Source organism: Neoaquamicrobium microcysteis (assembly GCF_008180155.1).
GTDB classification, from domain to species: domain Bacteria; phylum Pseudomonadota; class Alphaproteobacteria; order Rhizobiales; family Rhizobiaceae; genus Aerobium; species Aerobium microcysteis.
In genome coordinates, this window is the sequence record NZ_VSZS01000063.1 from 38,452 (window position 1) to 56,184 (window position 17,733).

Annotated in this window: 14 protein-coding genes; 7 read left to right on the forward strand and 7 right to left on the reverse strand. The window is 65.7% G+C overall.

The window, feature by feature from the left end; genetic code table 11:
- The first annotated feature begins 16 nt into the window (after nt 1-16).
- Nucleotides 17-1,414, forward strand: a complete 1,398-nt coding sequence (locus FY036_RS12175) for an aminotransferase (RefSeq protein WP_148915010.1) — start codon at nt 17-19, stop codon at nt 1,412-1,414.
- 75 nt (nt 1,415-1,489) lie between these two features.
- Nucleotides 1,490-3,112, forward strand: a complete 1,623-nt coding sequence (locus FY036_RS12180; RefSeq protein ID WP_148915011.1) for an ABC-F family ATP-binding cassette domain-containing protein — start codon at nt 1,490-1,492, stop codon at nt 3,110-3,112.
- A 76-nt stretch (nt 3,113-3,188) separates the two neighbouring features.
- On the opposite strand, the gene ppdK is transcribed toward FY036_RS12180, so the two are convergent.
- Nucleotides 3,189-5,852: a pyruvate, phosphate dikinase gene (ppdK, locus tag FY036_RS12185; RefSeq protein WP_148915012.1), complete on the reverse strand. Its 2,664-nt coding sequence runs from the start codon at nt 5,850-5,852 to the stop codon at nt 3,189-3,191.
- Nucleotides 5,853-6,051: 199 nt separating this feature from the next.
- Here ppdK and FY036_RS12190 point away from each other — a divergent pair, with 199 nt between their 5' ends.
- Nucleotides 6,052-6,393: a VOC family protein gene (locus FY036_RS12190; protein ID WP_148915013.1), complete on the forward strand. Its 342-nt coding sequence runs from the start codon at nt 6,052-6,054 to the stop codon at nt 6,391-6,393.
- A gap of 13 nt (nt 6,394-6,406) precedes the next feature.
- Here the strand turns inward: FY036_RS12190 and FY036_RS12195 are convergent, their stop codons facing one another.
- The 4 genes from FY036_RS12195 to FY036_RS12210 form a co-directional block, all read right to left on the reverse strand.
- On the reverse strand, nt 6,407-6,820 hold the full coding sequence (locus FY036_RS12195; protein WP_148915014.1) for a hypothetical protein: 414 nt from the start codon (nt 6,818-6,820) through the stop codon (nt 6,407-6,409).
- Between the two features lie 46 nt (nt 6,821-6,866).
- Entirely contained in the window at nt 6,867-10,325 is a 3,459-nt protein-coding gene (gene smc, locus FY036_RS12200; RefSeq protein ID WP_148915015.1) for a chromosome segregation protein SMC, read from the reverse strand.
- Between the two features lie 51 nt (nt 10,326-10,376).
- On the reverse strand, nt 10,377-11,084 hold the full coding sequence (locus tag FY036_RS12205; protein ID WP_148915016.1) for a DsbA family protein: 708 nt from the start codon (nt 11,082-11,084) through the stop codon (nt 10,377-10,379).
- Between the two features lie 145 nt (nt 11,085-11,229).
- Nucleotides 11,230-11,727 carry a DUF721 domain-containing protein gene (locus FY036_RS12210; RefSeq protein WP_148915017.1) on the reverse strand — a complete coding sequence of 166 codons (498 nt, stop codon included), beginning with the start codon at nt 11,725-11,727 and terminating at the stop codon, nt 11,230-11,232.
- Between the two features lie 55 nt (nt 11,728-11,782).
- Here FY036_RS12210 and mutY point away from each other — a divergent pair, with 55 nt between their 5' ends.
- A complete protein-coding gene (gene mutY / locus FY036_RS12215; protein ID WP_148915261.1) occupies nt 11,783-12,898 on the forward strand; it encodes an A/G-specific adenine glycosylase in 1,116 nt (371 codons plus the stop codon).
- A complete protein-coding gene (locus FY036_RS12220) occupies nt 12,895-13,503 on the forward strand; it encodes an HAD family hydrolase (protein WP_148915018.1) in 609 nt (202 codons plus the stop codon). Before mutY ends, FY036_RS12220 begins: the two co-directional genes overlap by 4 nt.
- Nucleotides 13,504-13,613: 110 nt before the next feature.
- Here FY036_RS12220 and FY036_RS12225 read toward each other — a convergent pair whose 3' ends face one another.
- Nucleotides 13,614-14,747: a site-specific DNA-methyltransferase gene (locus tag FY036_RS12225; protein ID WP_148915019.1), complete on the reverse strand. Its 1,134-nt coding sequence runs from the start codon at nt 14,745-14,747 to the stop codon at nt 13,614-13,616.
- A 159-nt stretch (nt 14,748-14,906) separates the two neighbouring features.
- Here FY036_RS12225 and FY036_RS12230 point away from each other — a divergent pair, with 159 nt between their 5' ends.
- Nucleotides 14,907-15,596, forward strand: a complete 690-nt coding sequence (locus FY036_RS12230) for an HAD family hydrolase (RefSeq protein ID WP_148915020.1) — start codon at nt 14,907-14,909, stop codon at nt 15,594-15,596.
- Nucleotides 15,597-15,603: 7 nt separating this feature from the next.
- Here FY036_RS12230 and FY036_RS12235 read toward each other — a convergent pair whose 3' ends face one another.
- Entirely contained in the window at nt 15,604-16,197 is a 594-nt protein-coding gene (locus FY036_RS12235; RefSeq protein WP_148915021.1) for a hypothetical protein, read from the reverse strand.
- Nucleotides 16,198-16,315: 118 nt separating this feature from the next.
- Between FY036_RS12235 and thrC the strand changes: the two genes are divergently transcribed.
- Nucleotides 16,316-17,728, forward strand: a complete 1,413-nt coding sequence (thrC, locus tag FY036_RS12240) for a threonine synthase (RefSeq protein WP_148915022.1) — start codon at nt 16,316-16,318, stop codon at nt 17,726-17,728.
- Nucleotides 17,729-17,733: the final 5 nt, after the last annotated feature.

Below are 17,733 nucleotides of genomic sequence, written 5' to 3' on the forward strand. Positions count from 1 at the left end.
CACTCAGGAGGTCAAGATGAATCAGTCCGTCCCGCTCACCAATCTCCAGGCGCGCGATGTCGCTTCGGTGCTGCATCCCTACACGCCGATCCACAAGCTGGGCGAGATCGGGCCGCTGGTGATCGAGCGCGGCGAAGGCGTATTCGTCTACGACACGCAGGGCAAGGGCTACATCGAGGGCATGTCCGGCCTGTGGTGTGCCGGGCTCGGCTTCGGCAACGAGGAGATGGTCGAGGCGGCGACCGAGCAGCTGCGCACGCTGCCCTACTATCACCTGTTCGGCGCGAAGGGCACGGAATCGGCCATCGAGCTGGCCGAGAAGCTCAAGGAGATCGCGCCGATGCCGGTCTCCAAGGTGTTCTTCACCTCGTCGGGCTCGGAGGCCAACGACACCCAGGTCAAGCTCGCCTGGTACATGAACAACGCGCTCGGCCGGCCCAACAAGAAGAAGATCATCTCGCGCGTGAAGGCCTATCACGGCGTGACCATCATGTCGGCGTCGCTAACCGGGCTGCCCTACAACCACATTGGCTGGGATTTGCCGGTGGACCGCGTGCTGCACACAGACTGCCCGCACTATTACCGCTTCGGCGAGGCCGGCGAGAGCGAGGCGGAGTTCACCGCGCGCATCGTGAAGTCGCTGCGCGACCTGATCGAGCGCGAGGGACCGGACACCATCGCCGCCATGATCGCCGAGCCCGTGATGGGCGCGGGCGGCGTCATCGTGCCGCCGGCAGCCTACTACCCCGCCATCCAGGAAGTGCTGGACGAGCACGACATCATCCTGATCGACGACGAGGTCATCAACGGCTTCGGCCGCACGGGAAACTGGTGGGGCTGCCAGACGCTGGGCATGAAGCCCACCACCATATCGGCGGCCAAGCAGCTGACATCGGCCTACGCGCCGCTGGGCGCGGTGATGGTGCCCGAAGACATCTATCAGGCCTATGTCGACCACTCGGCCAAGATCGGCACCTTCGGCCACGGCTTCACCTATGGTGGGCATCCGCTGGGCTGCGCGCTTGGCGTCAAGGCGATAGAAATCTACCAGAAGCGCGACATCATCGGCCATGTCCGCAAGCTCACGCCGCTGTTCGAGAGGCGCATCACGAAGCTGGCGGATCATCCGCTGGTGGGCGAGGCGCGCCATTGCGGCTTGATGGGCGGCGTGGAGCTGGTGGCGGACAAGGCGACGAAGCGCTCCTTCGACCCCAAGAAAGGCGTCGGGCCGCAGACCGCCAAATTCTGCGAGAACCACGGTGCGATCCTGCGCGCCATCGGCGACACGATCGCGATGTGCCCGCCGATGATCATCAGCGAGAGCGAGCTGCACGAACTGTTCGACCGGCTGGAAAAGGCGCTCGACGATGCCGAAGCGTGGGTGGACAAGGAAGGCCTGCGCAAGGCCGCCTGAGACAACGTCGCCTCTTTCTCCCGATGATCTGATCCCGTAAGGGACCCCGCAGAAATCCGCAGGGTCCCTCCATCCATGATTCGTCTCGAAAACATCAGCAAGCAGAACGGTCAGCAGATCGTCTTCATCGAGGCGTCGGCCGCGCTTCAGAAAGGCGAAAAGATCGGGCTGGTCGGCCCCAACGGGGCCGGCAAGACGACGCTGTTCCGGATGATTACGGGGCAGGAAGCCCCCGATGAAGGCCAGGTCTCCACCGAGCGCGGCGTCACCATCGGCTATTTCAGCCAGGATGTCGGCGAGATGGCCGGGCGCAGCGTGGTCGCCGAGGTGATGGACGGCGTCGGTCCCGTCAGCGCGCTGATGGCCGAGATGGCCGAACTGGAAGCCGCCATGGGCGATCCCGACCGCGCCGACGAGATGGACGAGATCATCAACCGCTACGGCGAGGTGCAGGGCCGTTTCGACGAACTGGACGGCTACGCGCTCGATGGGCGTGCCCGCGAGGTGCTCGACGGGCTCGGTTTCAGCCAGGAGATGATGGACGGCGATGTCGGCAAGCTTTCCGGCGGCTGGAAGATGCGCGTCGCGCTGGCCAAGATCCTTTTGATGCGGCCCGACGCGATGCTGCTCGACGAACCAAGCAACCATCTCGACATCGAAAGCCTGATCTGGCTCGAATCCTTCCTGCAAGGCTATGAAGGCACGATCCTGATGACCTCGCACGATCGCGAGTTCATGAACCGGATCGTGAGCAAGATCATCGAAATCGATGCCGGGTCGCTCATCTCGTATTCGGGCGATTACACCTTCTATCAGGAGCAGCGCGCGCTGGCCGAAGTGCAGCAGCAGGCGCAGTTCGAGCGCCAGCAGGCCATGCTCGCCAAGGAAATCGCCTTCATCGAGCGTTTCAAGGCGCGGGCCTCGCACGCAGCCCAGGTGCAGAGCCGCGTCAAGAAGCTCGACAAGATCGACAAGGTCGAACCGCCCAAGCGCCGGCAGACCGTGCGTTTCGAGTTCCAGCCGGCGCCGCGCTCGGGCGAGGACGTGGCCACGCTCAAGAACATCCACAAGGCCTACGGCAGCAAGACCATCTACGAAGGGCTCGACTTTCAGGTGCGGCGGCGCGAGCGCTGGTGCGTCATGGGCGTCAACGGGGCCGGCAAGTCCACCCTGCTCAAGCTGATCGCGGGCGCGGCCGAGCCCGACGAGGGAAGCGTCGCGCGCGGGCCGAGCGTCAAGATGGGCTATTTCGCGCAGCACGCGATGGAAGTGCTCGAAGGCGAGCGTACCGTGCTGCAATCGCTGGAAGACGCATTTCCGCAGGCCGGACAGGCGCCGCTGCGCGCTCTGGCAGGCTGCTTCGGGTTTTCCGGCGACGATATCGAAAAGAAGTGCCGCGTGCTCTCAGGCGGCGAGAAGGCGCGGCTGGTGATGGCGATCATGCTGTTCGACCCGCCGAACTTCCTCGTGCTGGACGAGCCGACCAACCACCTCGACATCGCGACCAAGGAAATGCTGGTCGATGCCCTGTCGCGCTACGAAGGCGCGATGCTGTTCGTCAGCCACGACCGCCACTTCCTTGCCGCGCTGTCGAACCGGGTGCTGGAACTCACGCCCGATGGCGTACACACCTATGGCGGAGGCTACACAGAGTATGTCGCGCGCACAGGCCAGGAGGCACCCGGCCTGCGGGGGTGATGGGTGACTACGCAAAATAGCCTACGGCAACTCTTCCCGTAGGGTATTTCTCAATTCCGGCCGCAGTCCGTACTAGCTACGCTTTCCTTGCCGACGCCTGTGCTGCCGCCAGCCTTGCGATCGGAACGCGGAAGGGCGAGCAGGAGACGTAGTCGAGCCCGACTTCCTCGCAGAAATGGATTGAGGCCGGGTCGCCGCCATGTTCACCGCAAATGCCCAGCTTGATGCCGGGCCGCGCGCCCCTGCCCTTGTCGGCGGCCATGCGAACCAGTTCGCCCACGCCCTCCAGGTCGAGCGAGATGAACGGGTCCTGCTCGATGATGCCCTTCTGGCGATAGGTTTCGAGGAAGGACGATGCGTCGTCGCGCGATATGCCGAATGTCGTCTGCGTCAGATCGTTGGTGCCGAAGGAGAAGAACTCGGCCGCCTCGGCGATCACGTGGGCGCGGATGGCCGCGCGCGGCAGCTCGATCATCGTGCCGACGAGATAGTCGATGGTGGTGCCGGTTTCGTCCATCACGGCCTTTGCGACCTCGTCGATGCGCGCCTTGACGAAATCCAGTTCCTTCATGATTCCGACCAGCGGCACCATGATCTCGGGCACGACCGGGCTGCCGGTCTTCTTGCCTGCCTCAACGGCCGCCTCGAAAATCGCCCTCGCCTGCATTTCCGCGATCTCGGGGTACGACACGGCGAGCCGGCAACCGCGATGCCCCAGCATGGGGTTGAACTCGTGCAGCGCTTCCGTGCGCTGGCGCAGCTTTTCGGCCGAGACGTTCATCGCCTTGGCGACGTCGGCAACCTCTTCCTCGCTCTTGGGCAGGAATTCGTGCAGCGGCGGATCGAGCAGGCGAATAGTGACCGGCAGGCCAGCCATGATCTCGAACAGCTCCGCGAAATCCGAGCGCTGCATGGGCAGCAGCTTGGCAAGGGCGGCGCGGCGGTCCTTCTCCACGTCGGACAGGATCATCTCGCGCATCGCCACGATGCGGTCGTCGTCGAAGAACATGTGCTCGGTGCGGCAAAGCCCGATGCCCTCGGCACCGAAGGAACGCGCCATGCGCGCATCGGCCGGCGTCTCGGCATTGGTGCGCACCTTCATGCGCCGGATCTGGTCGGCCCACTCCATGATGGCGGCGAAGTCGCCCGACAGCTCGGGCTGCAGCATCGGCACGGAGCCCTTCAGCACCTGCCCGGTCGCGCCGTCGATGGTGATGACGTCGCCCTTGCGCAGCGTGTGACCCATCGCGACCAGCGTGCCGCTGCGATAGTCCACCCGCAGCGAACCCGCACCCGATACGCAGGGCTTGCCCATGCCGCGTGCAACCACCGCCGCATGGCTGGTCATGCCGCCGCGCGTGGTCAGGATGCCCTCGGACGCGTGCATGCCGTGGATGTCTTCCGGGCTCGTCTCGATACGCACGAGGATCGCCTTGCGGTTCTGCGCCCGCATCTCCTCGGCCTCGTCGGACGAGAACACGATCTCGCCCGTGGCGGCGCCCGGAGAGGCCGGAAGGCCGATGCCGATGACGTTGCGCGGGGCGGAAGGGTCGATGGTCGGGTGCAGAAGCTGGTCCAGCGAGGCGGGGTCGATGCGCGACACCGCCTCTTGCGTGGTAATCAGCCCTTCTGCGGCCATGTCCACGGCGATCTTAAGCGCCGCCTTTGCCGTGCGCTTGCCCGAGCGCGTCTGCAGCATCCACAGCTTGCCGCGCTCGATGGTGAATTCGAGATCCTGCATGTCGCGGTAGTGCCGCTCCAGCCGCTGGGAGATGTCCACGAAAGCGGCGAACGCCTCCGGCATCACCTTTTCCATCGAAGGCTTGTCGGAGCCGGCCTCGATGCGCGCTTCCTCGGTGAGGTTCTGCGGCGTGCGGATGCCCGCCACCACGTCCTCGCCCTGCGCGTTGACGAGGAACTCGCCATAGAGCTTCGGCTCGCCGGTGGACGGATTGCGCGTGAAGGCGACGCCGGTGGCGGACGTCTCGCCCATGTTGCCGAACACCATGGCCTGCACGTTGACGGCCGTGCCCCAGCTTTCCGGGATGTCGTGGAGGCGGCGATAGGTGATCGCGCGGTGGTTCATCCAGCTGGAGAAAACCGCGCCGATCGCGCCCCAAAGCTGTTCCTGCGGGTCTTGCGGGAAAGGCGAGCCAAGCTCTTCTTCGACCTTCGCCTTGTAGAGCCCGATGACGTGCTGCCACTCGGCCGCCGAGAGGTCGGTGTCGAGCTCGTGGCCGCGCCGCGCCTTCTGGTCCTCCAGAATTTCCTCGAAATGCTCGTGATCGACGCCCAGCACGACATCGGAATACATCTGGATGAAGCGGCGGTAGCTGTCATAGGCAAAGCGCTCGTCGCCGGAATCGCGCGCGAGAGCGGCAACCGTCTCGTCGTTGAGGCCCAGGTTGAGGACCGTATCCATCATGCCGGGCATCGAGGCGCGCGCGCCGGAACGGACCGAAACGAGCAGGAGATTCGCAGGATCGCCGAATGTCTTGCCGGTGATGCGCCCGACCTCGTCCAGCGCCGTCGCGACCTGCCCGGCAAGCTCGGACGGGTAGGTGCGGCCGTTGGCGTAGTAGGAGGTGCACAGCTCGGTGGTGATGGTAAAGCCGGGCGGCACGGGCAGGCCGAGGCTGGACATCTCGGCAAGGTTCGCGCCCTTGCCGCCCAGCAGGTTCCTGTCGCCGGCACTGCCTTCCGCCTTGCCGTCGCCGAAGCTGTACACCCACTTCGTCATGCTGCTTCCCCGTTTCCGGTGTCTTGTGCGTCGGGCGAAGCCCGCCCTCTCCGGTTGAGCGATAAGACCACGAACATGCAAAGGCAAGGAGCCGCGGGCGCCGCTGGAGAAATCAATCGATTAGGGGCGGAAGAAAAATTCCGCTTGCTCATCAGGCGACACGCGCCTAGAACAAAAGAAGAACAACGGAGCTGGAAAGATGAGGCAGAACGGCAAGCTGGACTATCTGGAGATGCAGGCCGGTGCGGGTGCGATCGACAGCGTCAAGGCTTTCTACAGCGCTGCCTTCGGCTGGACCTTCACCGACTACGGCCCGTCCTACGCGGCCTATGAGGAAGGGCTGGACGGGGGTTTCGACGGCTCTGCCGGCCGCGACACGAAGCCGCTTCCGGTGCTTTTCTCTACGGATCTGGAAAAATCTCTGGAGGCAGTGACGGAGGCCGGCGGCCAGATCGTCCGGCCGATCTTTTCGTTCCCCGGCGGCCGGCGGTTCCACTTTACCGACCCGGCAGGCAACGAACTGGCGGTGTGGAGCGAGTGACGCGCGCCGCGCGTCAGCGGTTCTTGGACGGGATGGCTGAAAGCGCCTTCCGCAGGCGGCCGGTCGCGAGTCCGACTTCCGGCTCGTTCTGCAGCGCGGTGAGATGGCGCAGCCGGAATGCGGCAACGCTCTCCCCGCCGCCCTCACCTATCAATGCCGCAGCCTCCTCGCGGAAGGCGAAGACGATTTCGATGTCTGCCGCCTCTCCGTCGGCGACCGTCTGGTCGATACGCGCGATAAGCTCGGACAACGCGCCCATCCATGCAAAGCGGGGATCGCCTATCAGCGCGAACAGCATGGTGTAGGGGTTGTTCTGCAAGGCGGGATCGTCGCCGATCTCCGCACGGATTAGCGAGCGGTGAAAATCCTTCAGCGCGGATGAGAGCGATGCGGCGTGAGCCGCGTTGTCAGCGTTGGGGTTGGTCATCGAAAGCTCCCTGAATCGGGGGGGTGGATCGAAGCGACGGTGTCCGTCAGCTTGCCTCGCGCAACTGCTCGGCGGTCTGGAGATCGACCGAGACGAGCTGGCTGACGCCCTGTTCGGCCATCGTGACACCGAACAGGCGGTTCATGCGCGCCATGGTGATGGGGTTGTGGGTGATGATGACGAAGCGGGTCTCGGTGGTGGCCGCCATCTCGTCCATCAGGTTGCAGAAACGCTCGACATTGTGGTCGTCGAGCGGTGCGTCCACCTCGTCCAGCACGCATATGGGCGCCGGGTTGGTCAGGAACACGGCGAAGATGAGCGCCATCGCGGTCAGCGCCTGCTCTCCGCCCGAAAGCAGCGTCATCGTCTGCGGCTTCTTGCCGGGCGGGCGGGCAAGGATTTCGAGGCCCGCTTCCAGCGGATCGTCGGATTCAATGAGCTGCAGCTCGGCCGTACCGCCACCAAAGAGATGCGAGAACAGGCGCTGGAACTGGGTGTTGACCACATCGAAAGCCGCCAGCAGGCGCTCGCGCCCTTCCTTGTTGAGGCTCTGGATAGCCTGACGCAGCCGGCGGATCGCCTCGATGACGTCCTCCCGCTCGCTGACGATCGTCTCCAGCCGCTCCGACAGCTCCTTCTGCTCCTCCTCGGCGCGCAGGTTGACCGCGCCGAGACGCTCGCGCTCGATCTTCCAACGCTCGAGGCTGCGCTCGATTTCGGCCGCATCCGGCATCGGCGCATCGGGCTCGAGACCCGTGTGCCTGATGACGAGGTGCGGGGGAACGTTGAGCGCTTCGAGAATACGCGCCTCCGTCTCCCTGCGGCGCTCGTCGGCGGCGGTCAGGCGCTCCTCGGCGCGCACGCGGTTCTCGCGGCCCTCGGACAGAGCCTGGATAGCGGCGGTGGCCGCCTTGTCCAGTTCGGCCTGGCGGTTCTCGGCTTCCTGAAGCCGGTCCGCTGCGGTCTTGCGAAGCGTCTCGGCTTCGGCAAGCTGCGAAAGCAAAGCGCGCCGGCGCGCATCGATCTCGTCGGGCGCATCGACCAGGTTCTCGTACTCGGCTTCAGCCTCCGCGCGGCGGTCGCGCAACGAGGTTATCTGGGTGTCGGCATTGGCGGCGCGTTGCATCCACGAGCGGCGCTCGGCCGCGATGGAGGCCAGCCGCCGCGTCCTTGCCTCGGCCTCGCGGCTGAGCCCTTCATGCGCGGCGCGCGCATCGGCCAGCCGGGCGCGGTCTTCCGCGACGTCCCGGGCAAGCCCGTCGAGCCGCGCCTGCAATTCCGACAGGTCGGGCGAAGCCTCCAGCGCGCCGGCTGCCTCCTCGGCGGCCGCCTGCGCTTCCTCGAGGCTTTCGGTCAGCCGGCCGCGCGATTCCTCGAGCACGGCCCGGCGGCTCATGAACTCGCCCGCCGCCTTTTCCGCGCGCGCCAGCGCATCGCGCGCCTCGCCGAGCAGGCGCTGTGCGTTGCGCCATGCGTCTCGCGCGGTGCGCTCCGTCTCTACGGCCTGCCGCACGCGCGCCTCGTTCAGAGCAAGGGCTTCTTCCGCCGCGCGCACATGCCGCGTCGCCTCGGTCGCCTCCGCCTCCAGCTCGGCAAGCCGGTTCTTCTGCGCGAGGCGCAGCGCCGCCGCGGTCGGGGCATCGGCGCTGGCGGTCAAGCCATCCCAGCGCCAAAGCGCGCCCTTGACGCTCACCAGCCGCTGGCCGACCCTGAGTTCTTTCTGCAACCGCGCGCCGTCGGCCTCGTCCACGACGCCGATCTGCGCCAGCCTGCGGGCCAGCTGATGCGGCGCGCGCACCAGCTCGGCCAGCGCCCTGACACCCCCCGGCAGCGCGGGATCGTCGCCTTGGGGCTCGGCATCGCCCCAATGGGCGGGTGCGGCACGATCCAGCGGCACGTCGAGGTCTTCGCCGAGCGCCGCGCCAAGCGCCGTCTCGTAGCCGCGCTCGACCCTCACCTGCTCCAGCACGGCGGGGAAGAGGTCGCCCGTCGCCGCGTTCAGCATCTTTGCCAGCGTCCGCGCCTCGGTTTCGACACGCTGAAGTTCGGCGCGCGCTTCGGCCAGAGGCGGCCGGGCGGCGGCTTCGGCCGCGCGCGCCTCGCCCACCACGGTTTCGGCCGTCGTGGCGGCGCCCTCGGCGACGTCGGAAGCCGCTTCGGCCTCCTCCACCAGAACGCGCTTTTCCGCCGGGTCGGCCAGCGATGCGATCTTGTGCGCGATCTCGTCGGCCTCGCGGTCGATCTCGCTCAACTGGCGTTGCAGCCGCTCGCGTCGCTCGCCCATGTCGCGCAGCGCCCGCTCGATCTGCGCGCGTGCCGCAGATGCCTCGGCGCGCTCCGAGGTCAGCTTCGCGAGCGCCGCTTCGCTGGCGGCAAGGTGCGCCTGCGCTTCCTCGAAGGTGGCGCGGGTCTGCGCCTCGCGCTCGGTCGAGCCCGCATTTTCGGCCTCGAGCGTGGCTTCTTCTTCCGCCAGCCGTTCCAGCACGTCGGCATTGTCGCGCACCATCTGCTCTTCGCGGGCGATGTCGGCGTCGAACTGCGCAAGCCGCTTCTGCAACTCGGCGTTGCGGGCGCGGATACGGTTGGCCTCTTCCTCGATCTGCGCCTTGGCGATGGTCAGCCGCTGCAAGGCCGCCGCGGCGGCGGCTTCCGCCTCGCGAAGCTCGGGCAGCTTGTGCGCACCGACGGCCTGGTCCTTCGCGGCCTGCATCTGCGCGGCCGCGCGGTCGCCAACCAGCGTGGTCGCCTGCGCCAGCGCCGATTTGGCTTCGGCCTCCTGCGCCTTTGCCTGCGTCCATCGCAGGTGAAGCAGGATCGCTTCCGCCTTGCGGATTTCCGCCGAGATGTTCTTGAAGCGCGATGCCTGACGCGCCTGACGCTTCAAGCTTTCGATCTGGCTTTCCAGCTCTCCGACCACGTCGTCCAGCCGTTCCAGATTCTGCTCCGCGGCGCGCAGGCGCAGCTCGGCCTCGTGCCTGCGCGTATGCAGGCCGGAGATGCCGGCGGCTTCCTCCAGCAGCGCGCGGCGTGCCTGCGGCTTGGCCTGGATCAGCTCGCCGATGCGCCCCTGCCCCACCATGGAGGGCGAGCGCGCGCCGGTGGACTGGTCGGCGAACAGAAGCTGCACGTCCTTGGCGCGCGCCTCCTTGCCGTTGATGCGATAGACCGATCCCGCCTCGCGCTCGATGCGGCGCGAAACCTGCAACTCGTCGGCATCGTTGAAGGCGGACGGCGCTGTGCGGTCGGCATTGTCGAGGAAAAGAGTGACCTCGGCCGTGTTGCGGGCGGGGCGCGTGCCTGAGCCCGAGAAGATCACGTCGTCCATGCCGGACGCGCGCATATTCTTGTAGGAGCTTTCGCCCATCACCCAGCGCAGGGCTTCGACAAGATTGGACTTGCCGCAGCCGTTCGGCCCGACGATGCCCGTCAGGCCGCGCTCGATGACGAATTCGCCGGGTTCGACGAAAGACTTGAAGCCGAGAAGGCGAAGGCGGGAAAACTTCACGGCCGCGCCCCCGCAGACGAGCGGAAGCGTTGCCGCGCGGGAACCGTGCGGTTACAGCATGCTGTCGATGATGGCCGACATCTCGGCAACCGTCAGTGCCCCCGAATACTTGTTTCCGTTGATGAAGAAGGTAGGCGTCGCATCGACGCCAAACTCGCTTGCGCCGCGGGCTCGCACGGATCTGACATCATCCAGAAGCTTCTGGTCAGTCAAGCAGGCCTCGAACGACTCCTGTGAAAAACCTGCCAGTCTGGCGATCTGGAGCAGCGCGGCGCGTGCATTTTCCACGCCAGCCCAGCTCTGCTGCTGCTTGAACAGCACGTCGACCATGGCGAAATAGCGGTCGTCGGCGCAGCGCGCCAGCATGAAGCCGGCTTCCGCGCGCGGATCGAACGGAAACTCGCGCACGATCAGCTTGGCCTTGCCGGTGTCGATATAGTTCGCCTTGATCTCGGGCAGCGTATTGTTGTGGAAGTTGGCGCAGTGGCCGCAGGTCATCGACGCGTATTCGATGATGGTGACAGGCGCGTCGGCCTCGCCAAGCACCTTCTCGGGCAGCGCGCCTTCCTCCATCAGCTTGGCCATGTCCACCGTGCCGGAGGGGCGCGGCGCGCTGGCGCTGGTGGAAGACGTCTGGGTCGGCGAGGTCTGGGCCTGCGCGTTGCCGCCGGAATCGCTGCATGCCGAAAGCAGCATGGCCGACGCGGGCACAGCCACCAGCGATGCGAGGACGGTACGGCGAGGAATGGCGCGGGTCATGCGAATCACCTGTTCAGTGGTTGGATCGTGCAGCTTTTGAGGGGCTAAACGCGAGTGTTGTCGCCGAATAAGGCAAATCTGTCCCCAATCCAATTGCCGCGAAGTGACAGATTGTTCACGAAAGCGCGATGCGCAAGGCCGCAATTCAGCGTTTTTCGCCGAGGATCGACCGCCCCAGCCGAGCCAGCGCCTCGCGCAGACCGTCATTTTCGATCCCGTCGACCAGCTTGTCCAGGTGCGCCGTTTCCGCCCCGGTGAGGCGTCGGGGGACGGGACGGCGCTTCGGCGCCGGCGCCACCGGCTTCTGAACGATCTTCACGCGGCCGATCGCGCCGAAGCCCAGAAACGCGTTCACCCGCTCGATGATCTCGCCGGTTTCGTGCTGCAGGCGCAGCGCGGCCGCACCTTCGCAGGCGATGACCAGCGCGGCGGGCTCGAACGGGTCGTCCTCGTTGAGCCTGCGCGGCCAGGCGATCTTTTCTGGGCGCGTGCTGGCCGCCAGCCGCTCGCCGACGATCTCCTCCCAGCTCTGCACCAGACCGATGGTGATGCCCGCGCGCTTGCGCAGCACGGGGTCGATGATGTCGCTTGCGACGTCGCTCACCGGCACGGCGGCATTGCCGTATTTGCGTTTCCCTGCCATGAGCGGTCTGCTTTCCCTGCGCACGACGGGTGCGCGATCGTGGCTATATCGGTTGATGACGGGGCACTCTAGCAGCAATCGCAACGAAAATCAGGCGGCAGCCCTTCTTGCATGGTACGACCAGCACCATCGCGAGCTGCCGTGGCGCGTGCCCCCGCGCGATCTGGCGGCCGGGCGCAAGCCCGACGCCTATCGCGTGTGGCTGTCGGAAATCATGCTCCAGCAGACCACCGTCGAGGCGGTGAAGTCGTACTACGCGCGCTTTCTGGAACGCTGGCCGTCGGTGATGGAACTTGCGGCGGCCGACAGCGACGACATCATGAAGGCATGGGCGGGCCTCGGCTACTATTCGCGGGCCCGCAATCTCAAGGCCTGCGCCGACCTCGTTGCCGATGCGCATGGGGGCCACTTTCCCGATACCGAAGAAGGCCTGCGTGCCCTACCCGGCGTCGGCGCGTACACGGCGGCCGCAATCGCGGCCATCGCATTCGCCAGGCCGGCCGTGGTGGTGGACGGCAATATCGAGCGCGTCATCACAAGGCTGTTTGCGATCTCGACCCCGCTGCCTGCCGCCAAGACGGAAATCAAACAGCGGGTGCAGGCGATGCTGCCGCATGACCGGCCGGGCGATTTCGCGCAGGCGATGATGGACCTGGGCGCGACCGTCTGCACGCCCCGCCGGCCCAAATGCCTGCTTTGCCCGATCAAGAAAGGCTGCGAGGCGCTGCTGGCCGGCGATCCGGAGCTCTACCCCGTCAAGGCTGCCAAGCGCGAAAAGCCCCGGCGGCGCGGCGCGGCTTTCGTGGCGGTGCGGGGCGACGGGGCGGTTCTGCTGCGCAAGCGTCCAGCCAAAGGCCTGCTCGGCGACATGGCCGAACCGCCGACAACCGACTGGACCTCGCGCGCCGATGGCGAGACCGGCGTTCAAGCCGCGCCGTTTCCCGCCATCTGGGCGATGAAAGGCTCCATCCACCACGTTTTCACGCATTTCGAACTCGTGCTCGACATTTATCGCGCTCAAGCCGTGTCTTGCGAAGCGCCGGAAGGCTGGTGGTGGTCGAAACCCGACGAATTGCCCGGCGAGGCCTTGCCTTCGGTCATGAAGAAGGCAATCGAAACTGCGATACCGGGCGCAACCAGACAACCTCATCCACGCAAGGAACCCGAATGACCGAGATTCGCCACATCGTCTTCGACATCGGCAAGGTGCTCATCCACTACGATCCCGAACTGCCCTATCGCAGGCTGATACCCGACCAGGAGAAGCGGCTTCGTTTTCTCGACGAGATCTGCACGAGCGACTGGAACATCGAGCAGGATCGCGGGCGGCGCTGGGAAGACGCCGAGGCGCTGCTGATCGAGCGGCATCCGCACGAGGAAGAGCTGATCCGCTCGTTCCGCCGCCACTGGCGCGAGATGGTGCCGCACTCCTACGACGGCTCGGTGGCGATCATGGAAGGGCTGATAGAGGCCGGTCACGACGTGACGATGCTGACCAACTTCGCGGCCGACACGTTCAGCGAAGCCAAGGAGATGTACCCGTTCCTGCACAAGCCGCGCGGCGTGACCGTGTCCGGCGAGGTCGGCCTCATCAAGCCCGACGAGCGCATCTACCGCACCCATGCCGAGACGTTCGGCCTGACGCCGGAGGCCACTCTTTTCATTGACGACAGCGAAAAGAACGTCGAAGGCGCGAAGGCTGCCGGCTGGAATGCGGTGCATTTCACCGATCCAGAGAAGCTGCGGGCTGACCTCAAGAGCTTCGGCGTGCTTTAGACCATGATGCCGAAAAGTGGGAACCGGTTTTCGGACGACATCATGGTCTAACTTATTGATTTAGCCGCATGTATGCGACGCCGGGTGATTCCACCCGACTGCAACATGCTTTAAGCGCCGGCACGCTCCATGCCGAGGCGCGCGATGCGGCGCAGTTCGTCGATCGGGGTGAGGCCGCCATTGCGCTCATAGTGCCAGAAGGTCCAGCCGTTGCAGGCGTCGAAACCCTGCACGGCCGCGCCGACGCGGTGGATCGAGCCCGACACGTCGCCGCTGGCAAGCGTGCCGTCCGCGCGCACCTGCGCGCTCCATTTGCGCTTTGCATCGAACAGCATGCTGCCCGGCTTGATGAGGCCGTTGTCGAGGAGGCTGACGAAGGCTACGCGCGGTTCGGCGCGCTTGCCGGTCATCACCGACAGTTCAGCCTCGCCGAGCGGGCGCACATGGGCGATACGCTCGAGTGCCGCGTCGATATAGGACTGTTCGCGTTCGACGCCGACGAAGTGGCGGCCGAGCCGCTTGGCCACCGCGCCCGTCGTTCCCGAACCGAAGAAGGGGTCGAGCACCACGTCTCCGGGCTTCGACGACGACAGCAGCACGCGGGCCAGCAGCGCCTCGGGCTTCTGCGTCGGGTGGATCTTGTCGCCGTTCTCGTCCTTCAGCCGCTCGGCGCCGGTGCAGATCGGAAACAGCCAGTCTGAGCGCATCTGGACGTCGTCGTTGGCCGCCTTCATCGCTTCGTAGTTGAAGGTGTAGCCCTTGGCCTTGGGATCACGCGACGCCCAGATCATCGTCTCATGCGCGTTCTGGAAGCGGCGGCCGCGGAAATTCGGCATCGGGTTGGTCTTGCGCCAGACGACGTCGTTGAGGATCCAGAAGCCCAGATCCTGCATCGTCGCGCCGACGCGGAAGATGTTGTGGTAGGAGCCGATCACCCAGATCGTGCCGTTCGGCTTCAAGACGCGGCGGGCGGCCAGCAGCCAGGCGCGGGTGAACGCGTCGTAGGCCTGAAAGCTCTCGAACTGGTCCCATGCGTCATCCACCGCATCGACCTTGGACTGGTCCGGGCGATGCAGGTCGCCGTCGAGCTGGAGGTTGTAAGGCGGGTCGGCGAAGATCACGTCGACGGATTTTTCCGGCAGCCGTTCCAGCGCCGCGACGCAATCGCCCTTCAGAATGGTGTCGAGCCAGTCGGCCGAGGGCGCGGCATGGGAAAGGTCGTCGATAAGACGCAGGACAGACATGGATACACCGGGAACGCGTTACTGTTTACTGAGCGTTATGGTTACCCTTCTGCGTAAACATTTAATGAAAACAGGCGCGCCGCGATTTGCGGATGCGGCCGGCATGGTGTAAGCCCCGCGCCTTCATTCAGGCGGCACCCGTTGGAGAATGCGCACACCATGTCCGAAATAGATCTTGTCATTTTCGATTGCGACGGCGTGCTGGTCGATTCCGAGATCATCGCGGCGCGGGTCGAGGCGGAACTGCTGACGGCCGCCGGCTACCCGATCGAGGCCGAGGAACTGGCGCGGCTCTATTCGGGCCTGACGTTCAAGGACATCATGCTGCGCATCGAGCAGGAATCGCAGCAGCTCTTTCAGGCGAGCCTGATCGGCGAGGCCGAGGCGATGGTCGACCGCCGCCTTCGCTCCGAAGTGCGCGCCATCGAAGGTGTCCACGAGGCCGTGGCGTCGGTCACCGGCAAGCGCTGCATATGCTCGAACTCCAGCGCGGAGCGATTGCAGGCCATGCTGACCCGCACGCATATCCTGCCCTTCTTCGACGGCAGGATTTTCTCCTCGCTCGACACGCCCTCCAAGAAGCCGAAGCCGGCGCCGGACGTGTTTCTCCATGCGGCCGACAAGATGGATGCGGACCCGCGCCGGACGTTCGTGATCGAGGATTCGGTGCACGGCGTTTCCGGCGCGCGCGCGGCCGGCATGCGCGTCATCGGCTTCACCGGCGCATCGCACAGCCATCCGGGCCATGCCGACATGCTGATGGAAGCGGGCGCCGAGACGGCGATACGCCGCTGGGCGGACTTCCCCGCGATGCTAGCGGCGCTCTCCGAGTGGTCGGAAGACGCCTGATCCGGGTTTAGCGCCTTGCCGTCGCGGCGGGCTCGAAGCCCACGACGACGCGGATGTTGCGTGCGGTGGGGTTGGGTATGGTGATGCTGGCGTCGGTGAAGACGAACTGCGTCGCGCCGGCCACATCGGCAATGGCCACCTGATGGCTGACGGCCTGGGACTGGATTTCCTCGGTGTCGCGGAAGACAGTGATGCGCATCGGCAGCGCCACCGTGCCCGGCCGACCCTGCGGGCCGGGAACCACCCTGCCCGCCACCGCGACGTTGATGTTGACCATCCCGCCCTGGTAGGTGCAGCTGCGCGTCACGTCGCTGACCGACGCCTGATAGATCAGCGCCGAGGGATCGTCCTGCGCGTTGCGCTGGTAGGAGCCGTGGATCACGCCGTCGGTGCGGATAGAAGCCGACGGGCAATATGCGCGCAGTTCCTCCACGGTGATGCGTCCGTCCGGTGCCGCGGCCTGCTGCTGGACGCCGCCGTCACCGCCACCCATATTGAGTGCGCCCAGCGGATTGCCCGACTGGCAACCGGCGATGAGAACGGCGAGGCCCGCAACCGCCAGACCCGAGAGCTTTCTGCGATCAAACAACCTGCTTGCCATAAACTGCACTTCCCTCACGCAAAGCTGGCGTTCTATATCAACGCCGCGATGAAATTGCGACTGGTGGATTGCGTTTTTCCAATCTGCCGCCCTAGATCAGGATGATGAACGAGCTATCATGCGTTATGTGAGTACAAGGGGCGGTGCGCCCGAACTCGGCTTTCGCGACGTGCTTCTGGCCGGCCTCGCGCGGGATGGCGGGCTTTACGTCCCGGCCGAGTGGCCCAGCTTCAGCGCCGACGAGATACGTGCGCTCCGGGGGCTGACCTATCCCGACCTTGCCATACGCCTGCTGACCCCCTTCGTTGCCGGCGAGATCGAGGAAGCCGCGTTCGCCGCCATCGTGCGCGAGGCCTACGCCACGTTCCGTCACGATGCGGTCTGCCCGCTGGTGCAGACGGCGCCCAACGAGTTCGTGCTCGAGCTTTTCCACGGGCCCACGCTGGCGTTCAAGGACGTCGCCATGCAGCTTCTGGCGCGGCTGATGGACCATGTGCTGGCAGAGCGCGGCCAGCGGGCGACCATCGCGGGCGCAACCTCCGGCGACACCGGCGGGGCGGCCATCGACGCCTTTGCAGGGCGCGACCGCACCGACATCTTCATCCTGTTTCCGCACGGCAAGGTATCGCCCGTGCAGCAGCGGCAGATGACCACGTCCACCGCCACCAACGTTCATGCGATCGCCGTCGAGGGCAATTTCGACGACTGCCAGGATCTGGTGAAGGGCATGTTCAACCATCACGCCTTCCGCGATGGCGTGCACCTGTCGGGCGTGAACTCCATCAACTGGGCGCGCATCATGGCCCAGATCGTCTACTATTTCTCGTCGGCGGTCTCTCTCGGCGCGCCGGATCGCCCGGTGTCCTTCACCGTGCCGACCGGCAATTTCGGCGACATCTTCGCCGCCTATGCAGCCAAGCGCATGGGGCTGCCGGTGGAGCGGCTGGTGATCGCCACCAACGACAACGACATTCTCGCCCGCACGCTGGCGACCGGCACCTACGAGACGCGGGGCGTGGTGGAGACGACTTCGCCTTCCATGGACATCCAGGTGTCGTCCAACTTCGAGCGGCTGCTGTTCGAGGCCTATGGACGCGACGCGGAAAGCGTGGTCCGCCTGATGCAGAGCCTGAGGCAATCGGGCAGCTTCACCATCGCCCATGGCCCGTTGCAGGCGATCCGGGCGGAGTTCGACGCCGGCCGTTCCTCGATGGAGGAAACCGCCGCCACGATCCGCTCGGTTCTGGCGGGTTCGGGCTACCTTCTCGACCCCCACACAGCCACGGCCATCAAGGTCGCGCGCGAGAAGGCGGACGCGTCGACGCCGATGATCGTGCTTTCGACCGCTCATCCGGCAAAGTTTCCCGCGGCGGTCGAGGCCGCCAGCGGCATCACGCCTGCTCTGCCCGCATGGCTGGGCGATCTGATGGAAAGAAGCGAGAACTACACGGTGCTTCCATCCGACCCGAAAATGTTGGAAGATCATATCAGCCGCCGGTCCAGAGCGGCGCGCGAGCGTTCAGGGAGTTAAGCCTA

Coding starts and splice junctions, on each gene's coding strand:
- ppdK (WP_148915012.1), bottom strand. CDS start 5,852: ATGACGAAGTGGGTGTACAGCTTCGGCGACGGCAAGGCGGAAGGCAGT.
- FY036_RS12230 (WP_148915020.1), top strand. CDS start 14,907: ATGTCCGAAATAGATCTTGTCATTTTCGATTGCGACGGCGTGCTGGTC.
- FY036_RS12205 (WP_148915016.1), bottom strand. CDS start 11,084: ATGACCCGCGCCATTCCTCGCCGTACCGTCCTCGCATCGCTGGTGGCT.
- FY036_RS12225 (WP_148915019.1), bottom strand. CDS start 14,747: ATGTCTGTCCTGCGTCTTATCGACGACCTTTCCCATGCCGCGCCCTCG.
- FY036_RS12235 (WP_148915021.1), bottom strand. CDS start 16,197: ATGGCAAGCAGGTTGTTTGATCGCAGAAAGCTCTCGGGTCTGGCGGTT.
- FY036_RS12195 (WP_148915014.1), bottom strand. CDS start 6,820: ATGACCAACCCCAACGCTGACAACGCGGCTCACGCCGCATCGCTCTCA.
- FY036_RS12175 (WP_148915010.1), top strand. CDS start 17: ATGAATCAGTCCGTCCCGCTCACCAATCTCCAGGCGCGCGATGTCGCT.
- FY036_RS12210 (WP_148915017.1), bottom strand. CDS start 11,727: ATGGCAGGGAAACGCAAATACGGCAATGCCGCCGTGCCGGTGAGCGAC.
- mutY (WP_148915261.1), top strand. CDS start 11,783: ATGACGGGGCACTCTAGCAGCAATCGCAACGAAAATCAGGCGGCAGCC.
- FY036_RS12190 (WP_148915013.1), top strand. CDS start 6,052: ATGAGGCAGAACGGCAAGCTGGACTATCTGGAGATGCAGGCCGGTGCG.
- FY036_RS12180 (WP_148915011.1), top strand. CDS start 1,490: ATGATTCGTCTCGAAAACATCAGCAAGCAGAACGGTCAGCAGATCGTC.
- FY036_RS12220 (WP_148915018.1), top strand. CDS start 12,895: ATGACCGAGATTCGCCACATCGTCTTCGACATCGGCAAGGTGCTCATC.
- thrC (WP_148915022.1), top strand. CDS start 16,316: ATGCGTTATGTGAGTACAAGGGGCGGTGCGCCCGAACTCGGCTTTCGC.